Origin of the sequence: Paraburkholderia sp. 35.1 (assembly GCF_050436525.1) — a bacterium.
GTDB classification, from domain to species: domain Bacteria; phylum Pseudomonadota; class Gammaproteobacteria; order Burkholderiales; family Burkholderiaceae; genus Paraburkholderia; species Paraburkholderia tuberum.
In genome coordinates this window covers 22,204-40,106 of record NZ_JBNDMJ010000002.1, presented here as the reverse complement: position 1 = coordinate 40,106, position 17,903 = coordinate 22,204, and the positions used below count along the sequence as shown (strand labels likewise).

General features: G+C 61.5%; 14 protein-coding genes and 1 pseudogene. 9 read left to right on the top strand and 6 right to left on the bottom strand.

From position 1 onward, the window contains the following. Positions 1 to 114 precede the first annotated feature (114 nt). On the top strand, positions 115 to 981 hold the full coding sequence (locus OKW27_RS06035; protein ID WP_429332890.1) for an amidohydrolase family protein: 867 nt from the start codon (positions 115 to 117) through the stop codon (positions 979 to 981). A gap of 269 nt (positions 982 to 1,250) precedes the next feature. Here the strand turns inward: OKW27_RS06035 and OKW27_RS06030 are convergent. Both OKW27_RS06030 and OKW27_RS06025 read right to left on the bottom strand, forming a co-directional pair. Then, positions 1,251 to 1,526 (bottom strand): annotated as a pseudogene (locus OKW27_RS06030) (TetR/AcrR family transcriptional regulator); the annotation flags it as partial. A gap of 1,126 nt (positions 1,527 to 2,652) precedes the next feature. After that, positions 2,653 to 2,916 carry a hypothetical protein gene (locus tag OKW27_RS06025; protein WP_090812644.1) on the bottom strand — a complete coding sequence of 88 codons (264 nt, stop codon included), beginning with the start codon at positions 2,914 to 2,916 and terminating at the stop codon, positions 2,653 to 2,655. Positions 2,917 to 3,219: 303 nt separating this feature from the next. On the opposite strand from OKW27_RS06025, the gene OKW27_RS06020 reads away from it, so the two are divergent. Continuing rightward, on the top strand, positions 3,220 to 3,954 hold the full coding sequence (locus tag OKW27_RS06020) for an IS6 family transposase (protein WP_429332889.1): 735 nt from the start codon (positions 3,220 to 3,222) through the stop codon (positions 3,952 to 3,954). 110 nt (positions 3,955 to 4,064) lie between these two features. On the opposite strand, the gene OKW27_RS06015 is transcribed toward OKW27_RS06020, so the two are convergent. From OKW27_RS06015 to OKW27_RS06000, 4 genes are all read right to left on the bottom strand, one after another. Next, a complete protein-coding gene (locus tag OKW27_RS06015; RefSeq protein WP_429332888.1) occupies positions 4,065 to 5,000 on the bottom strand; it encodes an NAD(P)-dependent oxidoreductase in 936 nt (311 codons plus the stop codon). A gap of 18 nt (positions 5,001 to 5,018) precedes the next feature. After that, entirely contained in the window at positions 5,019 to 5,729 is a 711-nt protein-coding gene (locus OKW27_RS06010) for a GntR family transcriptional regulator (protein ID WP_429332887.1), read from the bottom strand. Between the two features lie 32 nt (positions 5,730 to 5,761). After that, entirely contained in the window at positions 5,762 to 7,633 is a 1,872-nt protein-coding gene (locus OKW27_RS06005) for a TRAP transporter large permease subunit (RefSeq protein ID WP_429334555.1), read from the bottom strand. Between the two features lie 77 nt (positions 7,634 to 7,710). Further along, positions 7,711 to 8,739, bottom strand: coding sequence for a TRAP transporter substrate-binding protein (locus tag OKW27_RS06000; protein WP_429332886.1), 1,029 nt, complete (start codon positions 8,737 to 8,739; stop codon positions 7,711 to 7,713). Between the two features lie 245 nt (positions 8,740 to 8,984). Here OKW27_RS06000 and OKW27_RS05995 point away from each other — a divergent pair, with 245 nt between their 5' ends. From OKW27_RS05995 to OKW27_RS05965, 7 genes are read left to right on the top strand one after another with little or no spacing between them, the layout of a single operon-like run. Beyond that, positions 8,985 to 10,466: an NAD-dependent succinate-semialdehyde dehydrogenase gene (locus tag OKW27_RS05995; RefSeq protein ID WP_429332885.1), complete on the top strand. Its 1,482-nt coding sequence runs from the start codon at positions 8,985 to 8,987 to the stop codon at positions 10,464 to 10,466. A gap of 12 nt (positions 10,467 to 10,478) precedes the next feature. Then, positions 10,479 to 11,303, top strand: coding sequence for an HpcH/HpaI aldolase family protein (locus OKW27_RS05990; protein ID WP_429332884.1), 825 nt, complete (start codon positions 10,479 to 10,481; stop codon positions 11,301 to 11,303). 20 nt (positions 11,304 to 11,323) lie between these two features. After that, complete coding sequence (locus OKW27_RS05985; protein WP_429332883.1) at positions 11,324 to 12,505, top strand: acyl-CoA dehydrogenase family protein; 1,182 nt, start codon at positions 11,324 to 11,326, stop codon at positions 12,503 to 12,505. Between the two features lie 12 nt (positions 12,506 to 12,517). Next, a complete protein-coding gene (locus tag OKW27_RS05980) occupies positions 12,518 to 14,296 on the top strand; it encodes an FAD-binding protein (RefSeq protein ID WP_429332882.1) in 1,779 nt (592 codons plus the stop codon). Then, positions 14,289 to 15,512: a CaiB/BaiF CoA transferase family protein gene (locus OKW27_RS05975; protein ID WP_429332881.1), complete on the top strand. Its 1,224-nt coding sequence runs from the start codon at positions 14,289 to 14,291 to the stop codon at positions 15,510 to 15,512. Before OKW27_RS05980 ends, OKW27_RS05975 begins: the two co-directional genes overlap by 8 nt. Beyond that, positions 15,509 to 17,149 (top strand): GMC family oxidoreductase, encoded by a 1,641-nt coding sequence (locus OKW27_RS05970; RefSeq protein ID WP_429332880.1) that lies wholly within the window; start codon positions 15,509 to 15,511, stop codon positions 17,147 to 17,149. Before OKW27_RS05975 ends, OKW27_RS05970 begins: the two co-directional genes overlap by 4 nt. Next, a complete protein-coding gene (locus tag OKW27_RS05965; RefSeq protein ID WP_429332879.1) occupies positions 17,146 to 17,895 on the top strand; it encodes an electron transfer flavoprotein subunit beta/FixA family protein in 750 nt (249 codons plus the stop codon). Before OKW27_RS05970 ends, OKW27_RS05965 begins: the two co-directional genes overlap by 4 nt. The last annotated feature ends 8 nt before the right edge of the window (positions 17,896 to 17,903 follow it).

Below are 17,903 nucleotides of genomic sequence, written 5' to 3'. Positions count from 1 at the left end.
GCTGACTTTGATCACCGTATTACATGTGCGATATCTGGTGATTAGGATACCAAATGGATAACGTCATCATTAACTCTCCAGTCAATCGACGCACTAGTTGGGAGGAGGACGGTCATGAAGGTTGATGCACATCAGCACTTCTGGACGACTGCGCGAAGCGACTATGGCTGGCTCACCCCTGATCTCGCGCCACTATGGCGAAACTTTTTGCCATCGGACCTTGCGCCACTTGCGCAGGCGGCGGGCGTTGACAAGACCATTGTCGTACAGGCCGCACCGACGATGAATGAAACGCTGTATCTGCTGGAGCTGGTCGCGGACGATCCACTCGTTGGAGGTGTCGTGGGCTGGGTTCCAATGCTTGACCCCGACGCACCGACCCTAATCGAGAGGCTGGCTCGTGAGCCCAAGTTCAAGGGTGTCAGACCTATGCTGCAGGATCTGCCCGACGACGACTGGATTGCAAATTCTGAATTAGATCCGGCTGTTGCCGCGATAGTCAGGCACGACCTGGCGTTCGATGCGCTGGTTTATGTGCGTCATCTGCCATATCTCGCCAGGTTTGCAGCACGACATGCCGAGTTGCGGATTGTGATCGATCACGTCGCCAAGCCTCGTCTGCCCGACGGTCAGGGAAGTGTGCGAACAACCACGGGCGTACGTGTAGGCGAAGACTGGGTTGAGTGGACTCGCTGGATGGGCGAATTCGCCGAGATGCACAACGTGGTGTGCAAGCTCTCCGGCATGGTGACAGAGGCAGCTCCGGGTTATGCCGACGACGCGTTCTCGCCATATTTCGCTTTTCTGCTCTCGCGATTTGGCGCTCAGCGCCTGATGTGGGGGAGCGACTGGCCGGTCCTGAATCTGAACGGGGATTACGCGTCGTGGCACGCGTGCGTCGAACGACTGTCCTCCAGTCTCGCCAAGGAAGACCGCGCGGCGATCTTTGGGGAAACAGCCCGCTCATTTTACCGGCTGTGAGATCACGCCCGCGCGCTGGTGAGACTGGAATCAAGCGGGGCAGCGTGTTATCCGCAGCCCGTCGGTCAAGGATCATCAGCACTTTCCTTGCGTCGAGGGGTATTCGTACTTACCGTGCAGAATCTGGCGGTCGCAGTGCCCGGAGCCGCTCGCAGCAGGCGTTTGTCGGTCAGCTAACACGCACCGCGGCAAGTCGCGCAAGTGATTGATGTATTGGCGGCTTTCGCCGAAACCGCCATATTTTGCACGATTCGAACGATTACCCCGACCCGGGCGCGCATCACGGTATGGCGCACGGAGACGGAAATCACCTCGGCCGGATCGGAAAGGCCACTGGCGAGCCGATCCAGCATGTTCGCGAATTCCTCGAACACGTTGTCGACAAGCGTCGCGTAAATCGCCTCTTTCGATTCGAAGTGGTTGTTGAACGAGCCAAAGCCGACATCGGCGGCTTCAGTGATTTCATTGATCGCGACGCCCTCCATGCCTTTTTCAGCCATCAGCCTGAGGGCGGCGTCGAGCAGTCGGGCGCGCGTGCTTCTGCGATGGGAGCCGGGGACGGTGCGGCAGGGGTAGAGGTGACTATTTCATTTATTTGGGACATACATCGGTCGGGACGCAATTGCCGTATGGATGAGCTAGAAGCTGTTTGTCGCGCATCGTCATCGTTATCCGTTGCGGCGCGAATTTCTCAACGAAGGTAACGACCGCCTCGCAAACATGCTTGAGAGCGGCCTCGGAATCGAGTGCGCAGACATGCGTGACTATCCGACGGGCGCGCCGCGGAAAGCAGTCCGGACGCACCGAGGGTCAAGAGATGGCGCGTGTAGTCGTGGGCCCGAAGTCCGCGACGATTTTGATCGTGTTTTCGACTTCCTCTTTGAACGCGTTCCTGAGAACGCGGCGAGGCGTCTCGACGATATTGTCCGCCCGCTTGACATCCTGCAGTCAAGTCCGCACATCGGACGGCTGTCGACCGGCCTGTGCAATGCGCGAGCTGGTCATTTCGAATGGAGCACACGGATACCTTGCGCTTGATCGCTTGTTGCAGAATTGGGTATCGTGCTTGTGGTTGCTATCCGCAGCCACGGGAACTACGGTATAGGGTGCCCCCTAGCTCACGAACAAGGGCGATGGGGCACCTGGATCCGAGACGCAAACCTCATTTGGTCGTAGCAGGCAGCAACGAGGCGAACTGGTAGGACGCGCACGGATTTGACATAAATTAAATGGTCAATCTTTCATATGGGCTACTTAGTAGTTGCGCCATTGTTGCCGCGTAGAAGGGGGTGCCTTTAATTTTCGAGCAATTTTCTGGTTAGGGGCACCTATCCGACGCGGGGTCTGCCTTGTGGCCCTGTAAGCGCGATGCCGACAAAGCCCAGGAGTTCGCACGTCTGCACGCTGCCATGCTGCTCAGCAGCCGCGATGCGCATACTCGGCAACAGCGAAGACGGGCGCAGGTGTGAGCGGCCACGCACGTTGCACGTTGTTCCGCTCAGAATCATCTCAGCCTGCGTCTAGCTCACGTTCCGCCCTCGCATCCGCTGCGCTCGATTCGCGTCATGGCGAACGAGGCGCTGGCGAAGATGGATCGGGCGTTTGCCGCGATGTACGAGGCCGACGTCGGCGGTAGCCAATGCAAGCTCGTAGACGGTGAACGCTGCGACTTCAGTCGTCGAAATATCCCGCCGCCAGCGCCTCGTCGAAATCGGTGATCCATGGTGCGAAATGATCGGTGTCGTAGATCGCCATTTTGCCGTTGGTGATGCGCGTTATGGAGATCTGCCGGATCGCTCCTTTTCTGCCACCGGAGCGGGAGTTATCGTCGTCCGCGATCTTGAACTCGCGCAAATCAAGTCCCCGGCTTGCAAGCACAGCCTTGACGTCTTCCTGTTCGTCCCACGAAAACTCGGTGAAATCATGGGCTGTCATGTTCGTCTCTTCGGCGCGGTGAGGGAAAAACATCCTAGCATGGCGGCGTGACATGCCTGGCAGGCGACTTGGCCTTTTATTTACGTATCGCGTTGATACCCCTCGCTCTCAGGGCGGCCACGTCTGATTCATCGGGCAGGGTGATCACGTCTGACGTCCAACCCGGTCCGCACGTGCTTGGCGTTTGGCGCGGTGGTGAAAACAGGATTTTTGTGACCGTTGTTCGGTCATGCCCGCCATCTCTAGCGACGACACTCGGGAGGGCGTTGTCACGTTACCGAGGCGGTCGCGTAAGATGTCGCAATGAAAAAGACGAAATCGCTCTATCACGGTCACCGCTTTCCCGCCGCAGTCATCAGTTGCGCCGTGCGTTGGTATTTCCGCTTCCAGCTGAGCCTGCGTGATATCGAGGAATTGCTGTTCGAACGCGGCGTGTTCGTGAGCTACGAGACGATCCGCCGATGGTGCGACAAGTTCGGCGGGGGCTTCGCGCATCGCGTCAAGGCTGCGCGCCGCAAACCGGGCAGCACCTGGCATCTCGATGAGATGTTCGTGACGCTGCGCGGTGAGCCATACCTGCTGTGGCGGGCCGTCGACGAGCATGGTGCCGAACTCGAAATCCTGTTGCAGAAGCGGCGCGACAAGGCTGCCGCCAAACGTTTCATCAACCGCGTGCTTCGCTCATGCCCTGTGCCGCGCAAGATCGTGACCGACCAGTTGCGCAGCTACCCGGCCGCAAAGGCCGACATTCCCGAATTGGCGAACGTGAAGCACGTGTTCGTCAAAGCGGCAGCCCGGTTGAACAACCGGGCGGAGAACAGCCACCAACCTACCCGCGAACGCGAGCGTCGCATGCGGGGATTTCGCGACTGCAAACGCACGCAGGCATTCCTCTCGTGTTTCGGTCCGATACGGCAGCATTTCGCGCTCAAGCGGCATCTGCTGCGTGCTTCGCTCTATCGCAAACACCTCGCGGCTCGATTCGCTGCGTGGCACGAATTCACCGACCTCACCCAGAATCCGTCGAGTGCTTGCTGAGCAATGGTGACCTCTGCCACCGTTTCGTTTTGCTACCGGCAAGTTGACAAAGCCTCACGCGGTCCAATGAAAGCGCACCGCATCCACGGACCAACATTCCAGCCCGCTGCTCACACGGCTGCGAGTCCGTAGTGCTTTTCTATTCCATCAACGAGTTGCAGTACCAGCCGATTCATCGCAACCCTGGTTCGCCATGCAACATGCGACGTTACGATCAGATCCGTTCTTTGACTGCGCAGCAGAGGATGATCGCGCGCCGGCGGCTCCTGTTCGAGCACGTCCAGCGCCGCATTAGCGATCAGCTTTCGATCAAGTGCTTCGATAAGCGCAGCCTCATCGACAATTCCACCGCGCGCTGTGTTCACCAGCGATGCGGTGCGCTTCATCTGCCTGAATTCGGCGGTGCTGAAAAGATGACGTGTGTCCTCCGTGAGCGGACAGTGCAGACTGATCACATCCGCTTCGCGGAGTAGTGCGTCGAAACGGGTATATCCGGGGCGCACGGCTGTCCGCCCTTTCCTGTCGCCGAACAATACGCGCATGCCGAACGCTTCGGCGAGTTGCGCAATGCGCTTGCCGCCATGTCCCCCGCCAATCACGCCAAGTGTCGAGCCATATAGATCGTCAACCGGATGCAGCTCCGCGAAGAACGTCGGCGAACCGCTCCAACCTCCTGTATGGACATCTTGCCAGTACGGGATGAGATTGCGGCGCAATGCCATCATCAGTGCGAACGCGTGTTCAGGAACCGAGATCGCGGAATAGCCGGCGCACGTCACGACCTCGATGCCGCGAGCGCGGCAGGTGTCCAGATCGAGATGGTTGACTCCGGCAGCCGGCACGCCGATCAGTTCCAGATGTGGCATCTGCAGCAGAGCTTCACGCAACAACGGCACCTTATTCGTGACGACGATGTTCGCCGCCCGGCAACGCTCTACAATCTGATCGGTTCTCGTCGACGGATATTCTACCCAGCGGTGCGCAAACGAAAACCTGGGTAACTCGACGGAAAGCGTCTCACGATCCAGAAATATGATGTTTTTCAACAAGCCACTCCAATTTCATTAGCGCTCGGACGGAGTCGTAGATACGGTGTCCAGCATGCGCTTCTTGCCCGTCTGCACATGATTTTCAAAAGCCTGCGCGGCCGCGTCGGCGTGGCCGGCACGCAGCGCCTCGAAAAGTTCCCGGTGCTCCTTTGAGGAACGCTGCATTTGCGTGAACGAATACACGCCCTTGTGAATGTAGAGTGTCAGTTCATCTTCAACGGCCTGATTGATCGTGATCAGTCGGGGGTTCTTGGTCGCCGCCATCACCTGACGGTGGAACTCGGTGTTCAGGGTCTGATACATGCGGCTGTCGCGTTGGGCCAGAGCCGCATCCATCTGGTCGAGCAGCATATCGAGCAAGCGCTCCTCTTCAGTGGCCAGACGCAGCGCAGCGAGACGTCCCGCCGTGCGTGCGAGCCCTGCGCGAATCTCATACAGATCCATCGCCTCTTCTAGAGACAGTCGCCGCACTTCCGCGCCCCGATTTGGCACGATGCGAACGAGTCCGGCCTGTTCAAGCGAGCGCAACGCCTCGCGCGCCGAATTACGGCCGACGCCGATCTGGTTGGCGAGCGCCTGCTCGTTCACGCGCTCACCCGGGCGCAAATCCCCGCGCTGGATCATGGCCCGCACCTGATCGCGGATGTCGTCGAGTTTCGACGCAATCACCTCCGGTGCGCGGGCGTTCACCTTGCTGTTCGGTGCACCATTGAGTGTGCTTTTCATGACGATTGCCTTGTCTGTGCCATTTTTGATACCTATTTTACGTACAGAAAACCTACCGATACCCACGGAACCAGCACTATCACGATGAGGGCCCCCGCCAAGGCCCCCAGATACGGCCAAACGCGGCGCATCGCGGTGGACGGGTCGACCTTGCTGACCGCGCACGCCGCATAAAAGCCAAGGCCAAGCGGGGGGGCGAACAGGCCCAGTCCCATCGCGAACACCACGACCATTGCATAGTGCACGTCCGAGATTCCCATCGCGCGCGCGATCGGGAACAGTAGCGGCCCGAATAGTACGATCGCCGGGATTCCTTCAAGAAAGCTGCCGAGCATCACGAACGTAATCGCGGAGATCGCCAGGAAGCCGAGCTTGCCTCCGGACGCTGCCATCATCAACGTGGCGAGTTGCGCGGAGAAGCCCGACTGCGTGAGCGCCCATCCCATCGCCGTTGCACACCCGATGATAATCAGGATCGCGCCGGACAGCGAGGCTGCTTCGACCAGAATAGGATAGAGCCGGCTCCAGTCGAAGCGGCGATACAGTAGCAAACCCACCACACAGGTGTAAGCCACGCCGATCGTCGCTACCTCCGTCGCCGTCGCGATGCCTTCCACCACGGCCGCGCGGATCACGAAGGGCAGCGCGAGCGCAGGCAGCGAGATCAGGAAGGCGCGGCTGATTTCGGCCCCGGAGACCCGTTGCACGCCTTGCATGATTTCCCGGCGGCTTTTGAACCAGACTACTGCCGCGAGCGCTACCGCGCCGACCACGGCGGGCATGAAGCCGCCTGTGAACAGCGCCGCGATCGAAACGCCGGTCACCGAACCGATTGTGATCAGCACGAGACTGGGCGGAATGGTTTCCGACATGGCCGCCGCCGAACTGAGCATTGCGACGAGGTCGCCTTCATTCGCGCCGCGCTTTTTCATTTCCGGGAACAGGCCCGGCGCGAGCGCAGCCATATCCGCCACCTTCGAGCCGGAGATGCCGGAGACGAGGTACATGGCGCCGATCAGGACGTAGGCGAGGCCGCCACGCTTGTGCCCGATCAGCGAAGCGAGGAAACGGATCATCGCTTCGGCAAGTCCCATCGCTTCCATTAGCGCGCCTAGCAGGATGAACAGCGGGACGGCGAGCAGGATCAGGCTGGACATCCCCTGATTCATCGTGCTGACGACAATCGTCAACGGTGCGCCGGTGACGGTTGCGAGATAAGCAAACGTGCACACGCCGAAGGCGACCATGATTGGCACGCCGAGACAGATGATCGTAATCACGCCGACGGCGAAGAAAAGGATCAGGCTGACTGCGGTCAGTGGCGCGAGCGCTTGCCGTGCGAAGTAGAGCGCAATTGCCACCCCGGCCACCAGCGCGAAAGCCTTCAGGCAATCGCGCAGTGACGAGCGCTCGAGCAACCGCGTAATGGCGAGCACGAGCATCAGCACAGCCGCCACGGGAATCGCGGCCGCGGGAATGGCGTTCGGCAGATCGAGCGCCGGCGTGCTGATGATCCATTCGTTCATCGCCCAGTCGGTTGCCGGCCGTACCAGCAGCAGCACGAAAGTCATCACGATGAAATTTCCAACCGTCTCCGCAAACGCGCGATTTTGCGGCGACATTCTGGCAACGAACATCGTCAGCCGCATATGTTCGCCGCGCTGCAACGCCACCACCGCGCCGAGCATCGACAGCCAGATGAAAAGGATCGACGCGAGTTCGTCACCCCAGATCAACGGATCCTGCAACACGTAGCGGCAGGTAACGTTGGTGAGGAGCAGCACCACTTCGGCCACCAGCAGCAACGCAGCGGGCACTTCGGTGATCCACTTGATGGCCGTCTCGAGTGTGCTGGCGACGCGCACGACCTTCGACACCGCATGTCGGTCCTTCGGCGCGCCCATGTCGTGGGCGAACACCTGCTCGGGATGAACTCGGGAAGTCATGACTCGTTCTCCAGAAACTCTTCGATGGTCCGCGCTCATGCGAACTTCTGCGTGTACTTCTCGAGCAACGCCCAGGCTTCATCACCGTATTTCTTGCGCCACTGATCGTAGAAGCCGGCTTTTTGAAGCGATGCGCGGAACGGCTGGATATCGGGCTTGTTGAACGCCATGCCGTGCGATTGCAACTTCCCGACGAGCGACGTGCTCAGTGCGGCGACATCCGCGCGTTCAGCCACAGCGGCCGCATTCAGGTGTTTCGCCACGATCGTCTGCAAGTCCGGCGGCAGGTTGCCCCACGAACGCGCGTTGCCGAGGAACCAGAAGCCGTCCCAGATGTGGCCGGTCAACGAGCAGTACTTCTGGACTTCATAGAAGCGACCGGTTTCGATCAGCGCGAGCGGGTTTTCTTCCGCGTCGACCACCTTGGTTTGCAACGCCGAATACGCCTCGCTGAAGTTGATGCTGGTGGGCGAGGCGTCGAGCGCCTTGAACATCGAGGTCCAGAGGGGGCTGACCGGCACGCGGATCTTCAGGCCCTTGAGGTCGGCCGGGCTTTGCACCGGCTTGACCGAACTCGTGAGATGGCGAAAGCCGTTGTCCCACGGTTTTTCCATCGCGACGAGCCCGACCTTCGAGATCGCCGTGCGGATGTGGCTCCCGAGTTCGCCGTCCATTGCCGCCCAGACCTGGTTGTAATCCTTGAACGCGAAGCCGATGCCGTTGATCGCGGAGACCGGTACCAGCGTCGACAGCACCACGCCACCTTGGGTAAGGAAGTCGATGGCCCCCGAACGAACCTGCGACAGCATGTCGGTATCCGTTCCCATCTGACCGTTCGGGAAAATTTGCAACTCGACGCGGCCGCCGGTTTCCTTCTTGATGGCGTCCGCCGCTTCTTTTGCGCGGACATTGAGCGGATGGGACAGCGCCAGATTGTTCGCGTACTTGAGCTTGAACTGCGCGGTCTGGGCCCGGGCGAGCGATGGAAAGAAGCCGGTCCCGGTTGTCGCCACCGCGGCTGCTCCGAGGGTTTGAAGAAAGGTACGACGGGAATACGAACTCATTTTGTCTCGCTCCATGGATAGGGAGGGCTGCATGACGCATTCGGCGGCGCCGCGGCGTTCTTTTTAGCGATTCGTCAGCTTCGCAAGTGCATGCGACAAACCATATTTCGCTGACACACACTCTAAAAGTGTTGACACTTAACTGTCAAGGTGTTGATATAAGAAAAAGAGTGCATGCAAGATGGCACCCGGGAAAGCACTAGGAAAGTCGGGAAATGTCCGCGATACCTATCAGGAGGAGGCAAATGGAACTAGAAGCGCACTACCGCGAGCACGGCTTGCTGCTCGGCGGTCGCTGGCAGGCCGCGACGGATGACAACGGCCAGCTTTCGATCAATCCGGCGACCGAAGAGCGGCTGGGCTATATGCCGCTGGCCACGCAGGCACAGGTCACAGAGGCCATCGATGCCGCGACCGAGGCTTCAGCCGCAATGCGCAAGCTCACACCGTGGGAGCGCACAGCACTGCTGCGCGGAGCCGCAACGCTCATCCGCGAACGCGCGCCGCAGCTCGCACGAATCGTGGCACTGGAAACCGGCAAGCCGATCGCCCAGGCCAGTGGGGAAGTTAACGCGTCCGCTGAGTCGGTCGACTGGTTCGCCGACGAAGCACGCCGCGTGTTCGGCATGTCATACGAAAGTCGCGTCAAGGGCGGACGGTATCTGGTGCATTACGAGCCGCTCGGTGTGGTCGCCGCCTTCACGCCGTGGAATTTCCCGCTGCTGCTGCTGGCCCGCAAGATGGGACCGGCGCTGGCCGCGGGCAACGCGATCGTGATCCGGCCGTCAAATGAAGCGGCCGGTGCGACGATGGGACTGGTGCGCTGCTTCGTCGACGCCGGGTTCCCCGAGGGCGCGATCAATCTGGTGATCGGCAAAGCCGACGCAATTACGCCGACGGTCATGGCCGATCCACGTGTGGCGAAGATCAGCTTCACCGGCTCGGTGCCCATCGGCCGTCAGATCGTCGAGATGTCCGCGAAGACGCTCAAAAAGGTCACGATGGAACTCGGCGGCCATGCGCCTGTGATCGTGCATCGCGACGCGGACATTGGCGCTTTCGCGCATCTCGCGTCGCTAGGCAAGTTCCGCAATGCGGGCCAGGTTTGCGCATCGCCGACGCGCTTCTATATCCACGAATCGATCTTCGACAAGACCGTGAAGGCGCTCGTCGAGCGCTCGGAATCGCTACGCGTCGGTGATCCGTTGCAGCAGAACACCGATCTTGGACCGCTGACCACGTCGAAACGCCGCGAGGCGATCGAACGCCTCGTCGATGAAGCCGTGAGCGAAGGCGCCAGCGTGCTATGCGGTGGCCGGCGTCCATCGCAATTCGGCCGCGGCTGGTTCTACGAGCCGACGCTCGTCGCCAACCCCGCTCCGCACCTTGGTCTGATGAACGACGAGCCGTTCGGCCCGGTCGGCACGCTCACCCCGTTCACGACGATGGACGAAGCCATCACCGAGGCGAACCGGCTGCCGTTCGCGCTTGCGGCCTATGTCTTCACGCGCTCGATGCGCAACACGTTGGAAACCACCGAACGCTTGCAGGCCGGCGTGGTCGGTGTGAACACGTTCGTGGCGTCGACGGCGGAGACGCCATTCGGCGGCAGCAAGGACAGCGGGTTCGGACGCGAAGGCGGCCCGAACGCGATCCGCGACTACATGGACACGAAATTCATCAACCTCGAACTGGCGAACGACGAGCCGCTCGACGCCACCGCCTGAATGGAATCCATCATGCAAAGCATCAAGAATCACGCAAAAGCGCAACTGGCCGCGGGTGAGCTGGCACTCGGCATGGGCCTGCGCCAGGCCCGCACCGTCGACATCGCGCAGATCGCGCAGACGGCCGGTTTCGACTGGCTGTTCATCGATATGGAACACAACTCGATGGACATCGACACGGCCGCGCAGATTTGCGCCGCCGCGCTGGTGGGCGGTGTGACGCCGATCATCCGGGTGCCAGGGCACGAGCCGTTCCACGCCACACGACTGCTCGATACCGGCGCGATGGGCATCGTGGTGCCGCACGTGAGTACGCCCGAACAGGCCGCGCGGATCGCCAATATGTGCCGCTTCCCGCCTGCCGGCGGACGGTCGATCCCTGGCATGCTGCCACAGGTCGGCTTCCAGTCTCTCCCGATCGCCGATGTGGTTCGCGCGATCAACGACGAGGTGCTAGTGGTGGCGATGATCGAAACCCGCGAAGGGCTCGAGAACGCCGACGCGATAGCGGCGGTGCCGGGCATCGACGTGCTGCTGGTCGGCGCGACCGATCTCGCGGCGGATCTCGGTATTACTGGACAACTTGGCCATATGCGTGTGGCGGCCGCCATCGACGCCGTGTGCGCCGCATGTCACCGGCACGGCAAGGTGCCGGGCGTGGGCGGGGTGTACGACGAAACACTGATGACCGCGTACGTGCGGAAAGGCGCGCGTTTCATTCTTAGCGGCTCGGATCTTGCGTTCCTGATGACGGGGGCGAAGTCGCGTTCGGGAATGTTGCGTGCAATTCCGCTCGGGCAAGTTGAAGAAGTCGTGGCGCAACGCAAGGTGTCCTGATCGGACAAGGAGGAGACAGAGTGAATCCCGAATACGCAGGCAATCTGGTCAACCGGCGCGACCTTAAACCGTATCTGAACGCCGATCAATTCGAGTTCCGCGATTCAGTCAATCGTGTGCTGACGCGCCATGCGTCGCCGGAATATGTCCGCCAGTGCGACGAAGAAAAGCGCTTCCCAGAGGAACTCGTGAAGGTGGCCGCCGAACAGGGCTGGTTCGGCATTACGCTGCCCGAAGAGTACGGCGGCGTCGGTGGATATCTTGACATGGCCGCTTATCTGGAGATCGTCGCGTATCACACGATCGCGCTCGCGCGCTTCTGGAATGCGAACGTGAACATGGTGGGCGGCGCGCTGGCGCGTTTCGCGCCAGACGATATCAAGGGCGAGGTGTTGCCGAAGCTGGCTGAAGGCGGTGCCTTTTTCGCCTTCGCCCTCAGCGAAAACGGCTCCGGCTCGGATGCTGCCTCGCTGACGACGCGCGGCGTGGCTGACGGAAACGACTTCATATTGGACGGCACCAAGATGTGGATTTCCGGCGCGATGCAGGCCGACTATATCTTGACCGCTGTGCGCACCAATCCAGAAGCGAAGAAACACGACGGGATCAGCCTCTTTCTGGTACCGAAGGAATCTAAAGGCCTCACGATCAATCCGATCGATCTGCTCGGCGGCCACGCCATTCGCACCTGCGAAGTGGTGTACGACGGCGTCCGCGTCCCAAAGGAAATGATCGTGGGCGGCCTGCACGTGGGCTGGAAAAAGCTCACCACAGTGCTGTCGAAGGAACGCATCGCATTGTCAGCGATGTGTGTGGGTGGCGCGCAGGCGGCGATCGATCTTGCGCGCTGGTATGCGAACGACCGCAAGCAGTTCGGGCAGTCGATCATCGATTTTCAGGCGGTGTCGCACCTGCTCGCCGACATGCAGACGCGCGTGGATGCCGCCCGCATGATGGCATTTCGTGCGGCCAAACTGCTCGAACAAGGCGAAACGTGCGACGTCGAGTCGTCGCAGGCGAAGTACCTCGCATCGGATACGTACGTGCAGGTCGCCACCGACGGCATCCAGATCATGGGCGCCAATGGCTACTCCGCCGAATACGCGATGCAGCGCCATTACCGCGAAGCCAAGATGTTCCAGATCTTCGGTGGCACCAATCAAATCCAGCGCAACATCGTGGCGCGCGCGCTTAAATCGTAAGCGGAGACAGACGTGACGGCAGTTCAGACATTGGAGAAACTCGGCTTCGGCGTCGACTACGCGCAAGCCGACGTAGTAGTGGTTGGCGGTGGCGGCGCGGCTTCGCGTGCGGCGGTGTCGGCGGCCCAGGCGGGTGCGAAGGTCCTCCTGCTGGCAAAGGCGCCGGTCGGGCAGGGCGGCAGCACGGTGCACGGCGCGAGCGAAATCATGAGCATGGGAGCGGCCGGCTATGGCAGCGCCGACGACAGCGCCACGGTGCATTACGAAGACACGATGCGTCCGGCGGGCGGCTTCATCGACCGCGAACTGGTGCGCGTGCTGGCGGAGGACGCACCGAAGCGCATTGCTGACCTGATCGAACTCGGCGTGCCGTTCGACCGCGTCAGCGATGGCTATAAACTCATCCGCAGCGACTTCGGCACGTATGCGCGGGCGCTCGGCGTGAAGGGTAAAACCGGCAAAGCCTTCGTGAGCGCGCTCGCGGACGAAGCCAGGAAGCTCGGCGTCGAGACGCGTCAGCCGGTGGCGCTGATCGACCTTCTGCGTGATTCAAGTGGGCGCGTGAGCGGCGTGGTTGCGGTGAATCTGGCTTCGCGGCGGCTGCTGGTGGTTTCCGCGGGCGCCGTTGTGCTTGGCACCGGCGGTGCGCACGGTCTGTTCTCGCAGCAAGTCTCGACAGCAGAAATGACCGGTGACGGCCAGGCCATCTGCTTCCGCCATGGCGCCGAACTTGTGAACATGGAGTTCCACCAGTTCGGGCCGGCGATGGTGCACCCTTACGTGCAACTCTTCAGCAAGTCCTGCTTCATTCTGCATCCGAGGATGCTCAATCGCGACGGTCATGAATTCCTCGCGGACTACCTGCCGGCAGGCGTGACGCCCGAAGCCGCGATGGACGAGAAAGTGTTCCCCTTCACGATCTCGAATGAATCGCGCTACATCGATATCGCGATCGCAACGGAAATCGCCCAGGGCAGGGGTACGGAACGTGGTGCGGTGCACTTCTCGTTCGCCGACATCCCAGAGGAGCGGTTGGCGGCCACTATTCCGAATACCCTGCGCTGGATGCGCGCGAAGGGACTCGACCCGAAGCGCGATCTGCTCGACGTCGGGATTGCGTTCCAATGCCTGAACGGTGGCGTGCGGATGACCAACACCGACGCGATGTCGACCATCGAGGGGCTGTTCGTAGTAGGGGAACTCGCGGGCGGCGTGCGCGGCCCGGATCGTCCGGGCGGCAACTCGCTTGCCGAAGGTCAGGTTTTCGGTCATCGCGCAGGCGTCGGCGCGGCCGCGTTTGCGCGCGACAGTAGCGCGCCGGGGAAGCCCGACGTAACGCCGCTCGCAACGCGCCTCCGAACAGCGCTAAAACCGAATGTCTCGTTCGACGCTCAACGTATCGCCTCCGATCTGCGCGCGGCGATGCAGGCGCATTGCCTCGTCGAGAAGACGGAAAGCGGTCTGAACATCGCGTTGGCCGCCGTTCGCGAGGCGCGCGCCCAGTTCGCCGCGGGCGGCGCTGCCACGCCGCCGCAAGCGCTCGATGCGTTGACGATCGACAACATGGCGACCACTGCCGAAGTCATCTTGCAGGCGTGTATCGAGCGGCGCGAATCGCGCAGCAGCCACTACCGCACCGACTTTCCCCAGCGCGACGACGCCCGTTTCGGCCATGCGTCGACCATCACGCGTGGTGAGGCCGACCCGTTCCGTCTCGCCTTCGACGTGCTCGATTACCCGCGTGCCGAATTCACGGACGCATCGCATTTGCAGGCGACACATCATGGATAAGCAACAAGTCGGCCCGTTGTCGGGTTACCGCATTCTAGATCTCACCGTCATGACTGCTGGTCCGGTCGGTACTGTGCTGCTCGCCGACCTCGGCGCGGACGTGATCAAGATCGAGGAGCCGAAGGCCGGTGACCTCTCGCGCAATCTCGGCAATCAATTCGTCGAAGGCGAAAGCGTGCAGTTCCTCTCGCAGAACCGCAACAAGCGCAGCATCCGCCTCGACCTGAAGTCGCCGAAAGGACGCGATGCATTTCTGCGCATGGCAGAGCAGGCGGATGTTGTCGTCGAAAACTTCCGGCCGGGCACGGTGGATCGGCTCGGCATCGGCTACGCGGCCGTGAAGGCGCGCAATCCAAAGATCGTCTACGCCAGCGTGTCGGCGTTCGGACAAAGCGGTCCCTACGCCGCATGGCCCGCGAACGATCCGATCGTACAGGCAGTGGCCGGTCTCATGGACATGACGGGTGAAGCTGGCGGCAATCCAGTCCGGCTCGGTGCGCCGTTGCCGGACTTCGGCGCGGCGGCGCTGCTCGCGTTTGGTATTTCGGCCGCGTTGTTACATCGCGAACGGCATGGCGAAGGTCAGCGTATTGATACGTCGCTGCTGTCGGCTGCGCTTTTCAGCACCATCCCGCGCGACGGCGAGACGCTGAGAAGCGGCAAGGCGCCCGAGCGTCTCGGTAGCGGCCATCCGACGATGGTGCCGTACCGCAACTATCAGGGCTCCGATGGCCGTTATTTCTTTGCGGCCTGCTTCACCGAGAAATTCTGGCAGAACCTTTGCCGCGCGTTGGGCCGCGAAGAATTGCTGAGCGATGAACGCTTCATCGGCAACACCGCTCGGACCGCGAATCGGCATGCACTCGACGTGATCCTCGAGCAGCACTTTCTGCTGCATACCGCGGAATACTGGGTAGCGCATCTGAGCGCCGCGGACGTGCCATGCGCGATCGTGCAGGACTATCACACTGCGCTGACGCAGGACCCGCAGATCGCGCATAACCATGCGGTCGTCGAGATTGAGCATCCGGTCGCGGGTAGGGTAACGAACATCGCGAGTCCGGTGAATTTTCACGGCAGCCCCGTCGCCTACCGCCGTGCGCCGCCTACGCTCGGACAACATACGGCTGAAGTACTTGCCGAATTCGGCTTCGACGAGGAGGAGATCGCAGCACTCGAAGGTCGTGAATTGGTCGCTGCCGGAGCGAAGTCATGAAATCGTACACAGCGGACTATGTGATCGTCGGCGCGGGGACGGCGGGCTGCGTGCTTGCAAACCGCCTGACCGAAGATCCGAACATCAAAGTGATTCTGGTCGAAGCCGGCGAGCGCGATCGTCACCCGTTCATCCACGTGCCGGCCGGCTTCGTGCGATTGCTCGATCATCCAACTGTGACATGGCGCTATCACACTCAGGCCGACGCCGAGACGAGCGGCCGTGCAATCCTGTTTCCGCGTGGACGCGGACTCGGGGGGTCCAGCGCGATCAACGGCCTGCTATATGTGCGCCCGTTTGCGGAGGATATCGATAGCTGGGAGCAGTCGGGCGCGAATGGCTGGAACTTCGACAACTGTCTGCCGTTTTACAGCCGCTCCGAAACGTGGACAGAGGGCAGCAGCCCGCAACGAGGCACTCACGGTCCGATCCAGGTCAGCCGGGTGAACCACCCGCCGGAGATTTGCGGTGCGGTCGTCCAGGCCGCCCAGAAGACGGGTCTCGATTTCGTCGATGATCCAAACAGCGACACGCGCGGTCCGTCGATCTGGTACTACCAGCAAACGCGCGACGGACGTCGCCGGTCGAGTGCAGCGCGCGGTTATCTACGGCCGGCAATGGCGCGGCCGAATCTTACGGTGGTGACCGGCCTTCAGGTGTCCAGGCTCGAGATGAACGGCACCCACGTGAGCGGCATCAATGGGACGACGAGCGCGGACATTCCGGTGCAGATTCGCGCGACCCGCGAGGTGATTTTGAGCGCGGGTGTGATCGGCACGCCGAGGCTGCTCGAAATGAGTGGCATCGGCGACAAGGATGTGCTGGACAATGCAGGCATTAAAACGCGGATCGCGTTGCCGGGCGTGGGCAACAATTTGCAGGATCACTATGTCGTTCGGCTCGGCTATAGGGTGCGCGGTGCGGGTACCGCGAACGAGCGCTCGCACGGACTTGCGCTCGCGCGCGAGATGATGCGCTACGTCGTGTCAGGGACCGGCGTATTGACCTATAGCGCGGCGATCGTCGGCGGCTTTGCACAGACGCGCCTCGCCACGCGTCCCGATGTGCAGTTCGTCATTGCACCAGGCAGCTTCGTCGCGGGACGGATTGGCGTGCTGGAGTCGGAGCCCGGTGTCTCGTGTGGCGTCTGGCAGATGCGTCCGGAAAGCCGTGGGCACGTGCACCTCACCAGCAGCGAGATCACGGCAGCGCCGACGATTGCACCGTCATACCTCAGCACTGAACTCGACCGTAACACGATGGTGGAAGGACTCAAGATTGGCCGGCGGATCTTCGCGCAGCCCGAGGTCGCCCGTTATATCGTCGATGAAACCGTACCGGGCCGTCAGGCCGAGACCGACGAAGCGCTGCTGCAATACGTGCGTGACAATGGCTCAACTGTGTACCACGCGGTTGGCACGTGCCGGATGGGCGATGACGCAATGAGCGTTGTTGATTCTGAAATGCGGGTGCGCGGAACGACAGGCCTGCGCATCGTCGATGGCTCGGTGATGCCGTCGATAACCTCGACCAACACCAATGCGACGGTGCTAATGCTGGCTGAGCGCGCGGCAGACATGATCCGTTCGCCGATGGCGGCGCACGCGGCGTCGACGTATTCGAAGGAGACGATATGAAACTGCTGGTGGGTGTAAAGCGAGTGGTCGACTACAACGTGAAGGTGCGCGTGAAATCGGACGGTACGGGCGTCGATATCGCGAACGTGAAAATGTCGATGAACCCGTTCGACCAAATCGCGGTTGAAGAAGCGGTGCGTCTGAAGGAAGCGGGCGTCGCGACCGAAGTTGTCGCCGTGTCGGCCGGTGTTGCGCAGGCGCAGGAAACGCTGCGCACCGCGCTCGCCATCGGCGCGGATCGCGCGATCCTGATCGAATCTGGTGAAGACCTGCAGCCGCTCGCCGTCGCGAAGCTGCTCAAGGCGCTCGTCGACAAGGAGCAGCCGCAACTGGTGATCCTCGGCAAACAGGCCATCGACGACGACTCCAACCAGACCGGCCAGATGCTCGCCGCGCTCGCGAATCTGCCGCAGGCGACGTTCGCGTCGAAGCTTGTCGTGGCGGACGGCAAGGCGACGGTGTCGCGTGAAGTGGACGGCGGCGCGGAAACGCTGTCGCTGACGCTGCCCGCCGTGGTCACGACCGATCTGCGCCTGAACGAGCCGCGCTACGTAACGCTGCCGAACATCATGAAGGCGAAGAAAAAGCCGCTGGAAACGGTCAAGCCCGAAGACCTCGGCGTCGATGTCACGCCGCGTCTGAAGACGCTGAAAGTCGCCGAGCCGCCGAAGCGCTCCGCCGGTGTGAAGGTGCCGGACGTGAAGACGCTGGTCGGGAAGCTGAAGACCGAAGCGAAGGTGCTGTGAGGAGACCC

Coding starts and splice junctions, on each gene's coding strand:
- OKW27_RS06035 (WP_429332890.1), top strand. CDS start 115: ATGAAGGTTGATGCACATCAGCACTTCTGGACGACTGCGCGAAGCGAC.
- OKW27_RS06025 (WP_090812644.1), bottom strand. CDS start 2,916: ATGACAGCCCATGATTTCACCGAGTTTTCGTGGGACGAACAGGAAGAC.
- OKW27_RS06020 (WP_429332889.1), top strand. CDS start 3,220: ATGAAAAAGACGAAATCGCTCTATCACGGTCACCGCTTTCCCGCCGCA.
- OKW27_RS06010 (WP_429332887.1), bottom strand. CDS start 5,729: ATGAAAAGCACACTCAATGGTGCACCGAACAGCAAGGTGAACGCCCGC.
- OKW27_RS06005 (WP_429334555.1), bottom strand. CDS start 7,633: ATGGGCGCGCCGAAGGACCGACATGCGGTGTCGAAGGTCGTGCGCGTC.
- OKW27_RS06000 (WP_429332886.1), bottom strand. CDS start 8,739: ATGAGTTCGTATTCCCGTCGTACCTTTCTTCAAACCCTCGGAGCAGCC.
- OKW27_RS05995 (WP_429332885.1), top strand. CDS start 8,985: ATGGAACTAGAAGCGCACTACCGCGAGCACGGCTTGCTGCTCGGCGGT.
- OKW27_RS05990 (WP_429332884.1), top strand. CDS start 10,479: ATGCAAAGCATCAAGAATCACGCAAAAGCGCAACTGGCCGCGGGTGAG.
- OKW27_RS05975 (WP_429332881.1), top strand. CDS start 14,289: ATGGATAAGCAACAAGTCGGCCCGTTGTCGGGTTACCGCATTCTAGAT.
- OKW27_RS05970 (WP_429332880.1), top strand. CDS start 15,509: ATGAAATCGTACACAGCGGACTATGTGATCGTCGGCGCGGGGACGGCG.
- OKW27_RS05965 (WP_429332879.1), top strand. CDS start 17,146: ATGAAACTGCTGGTGGGTGTAAAGCGAGTGGTCGACTACAACGTGAAG.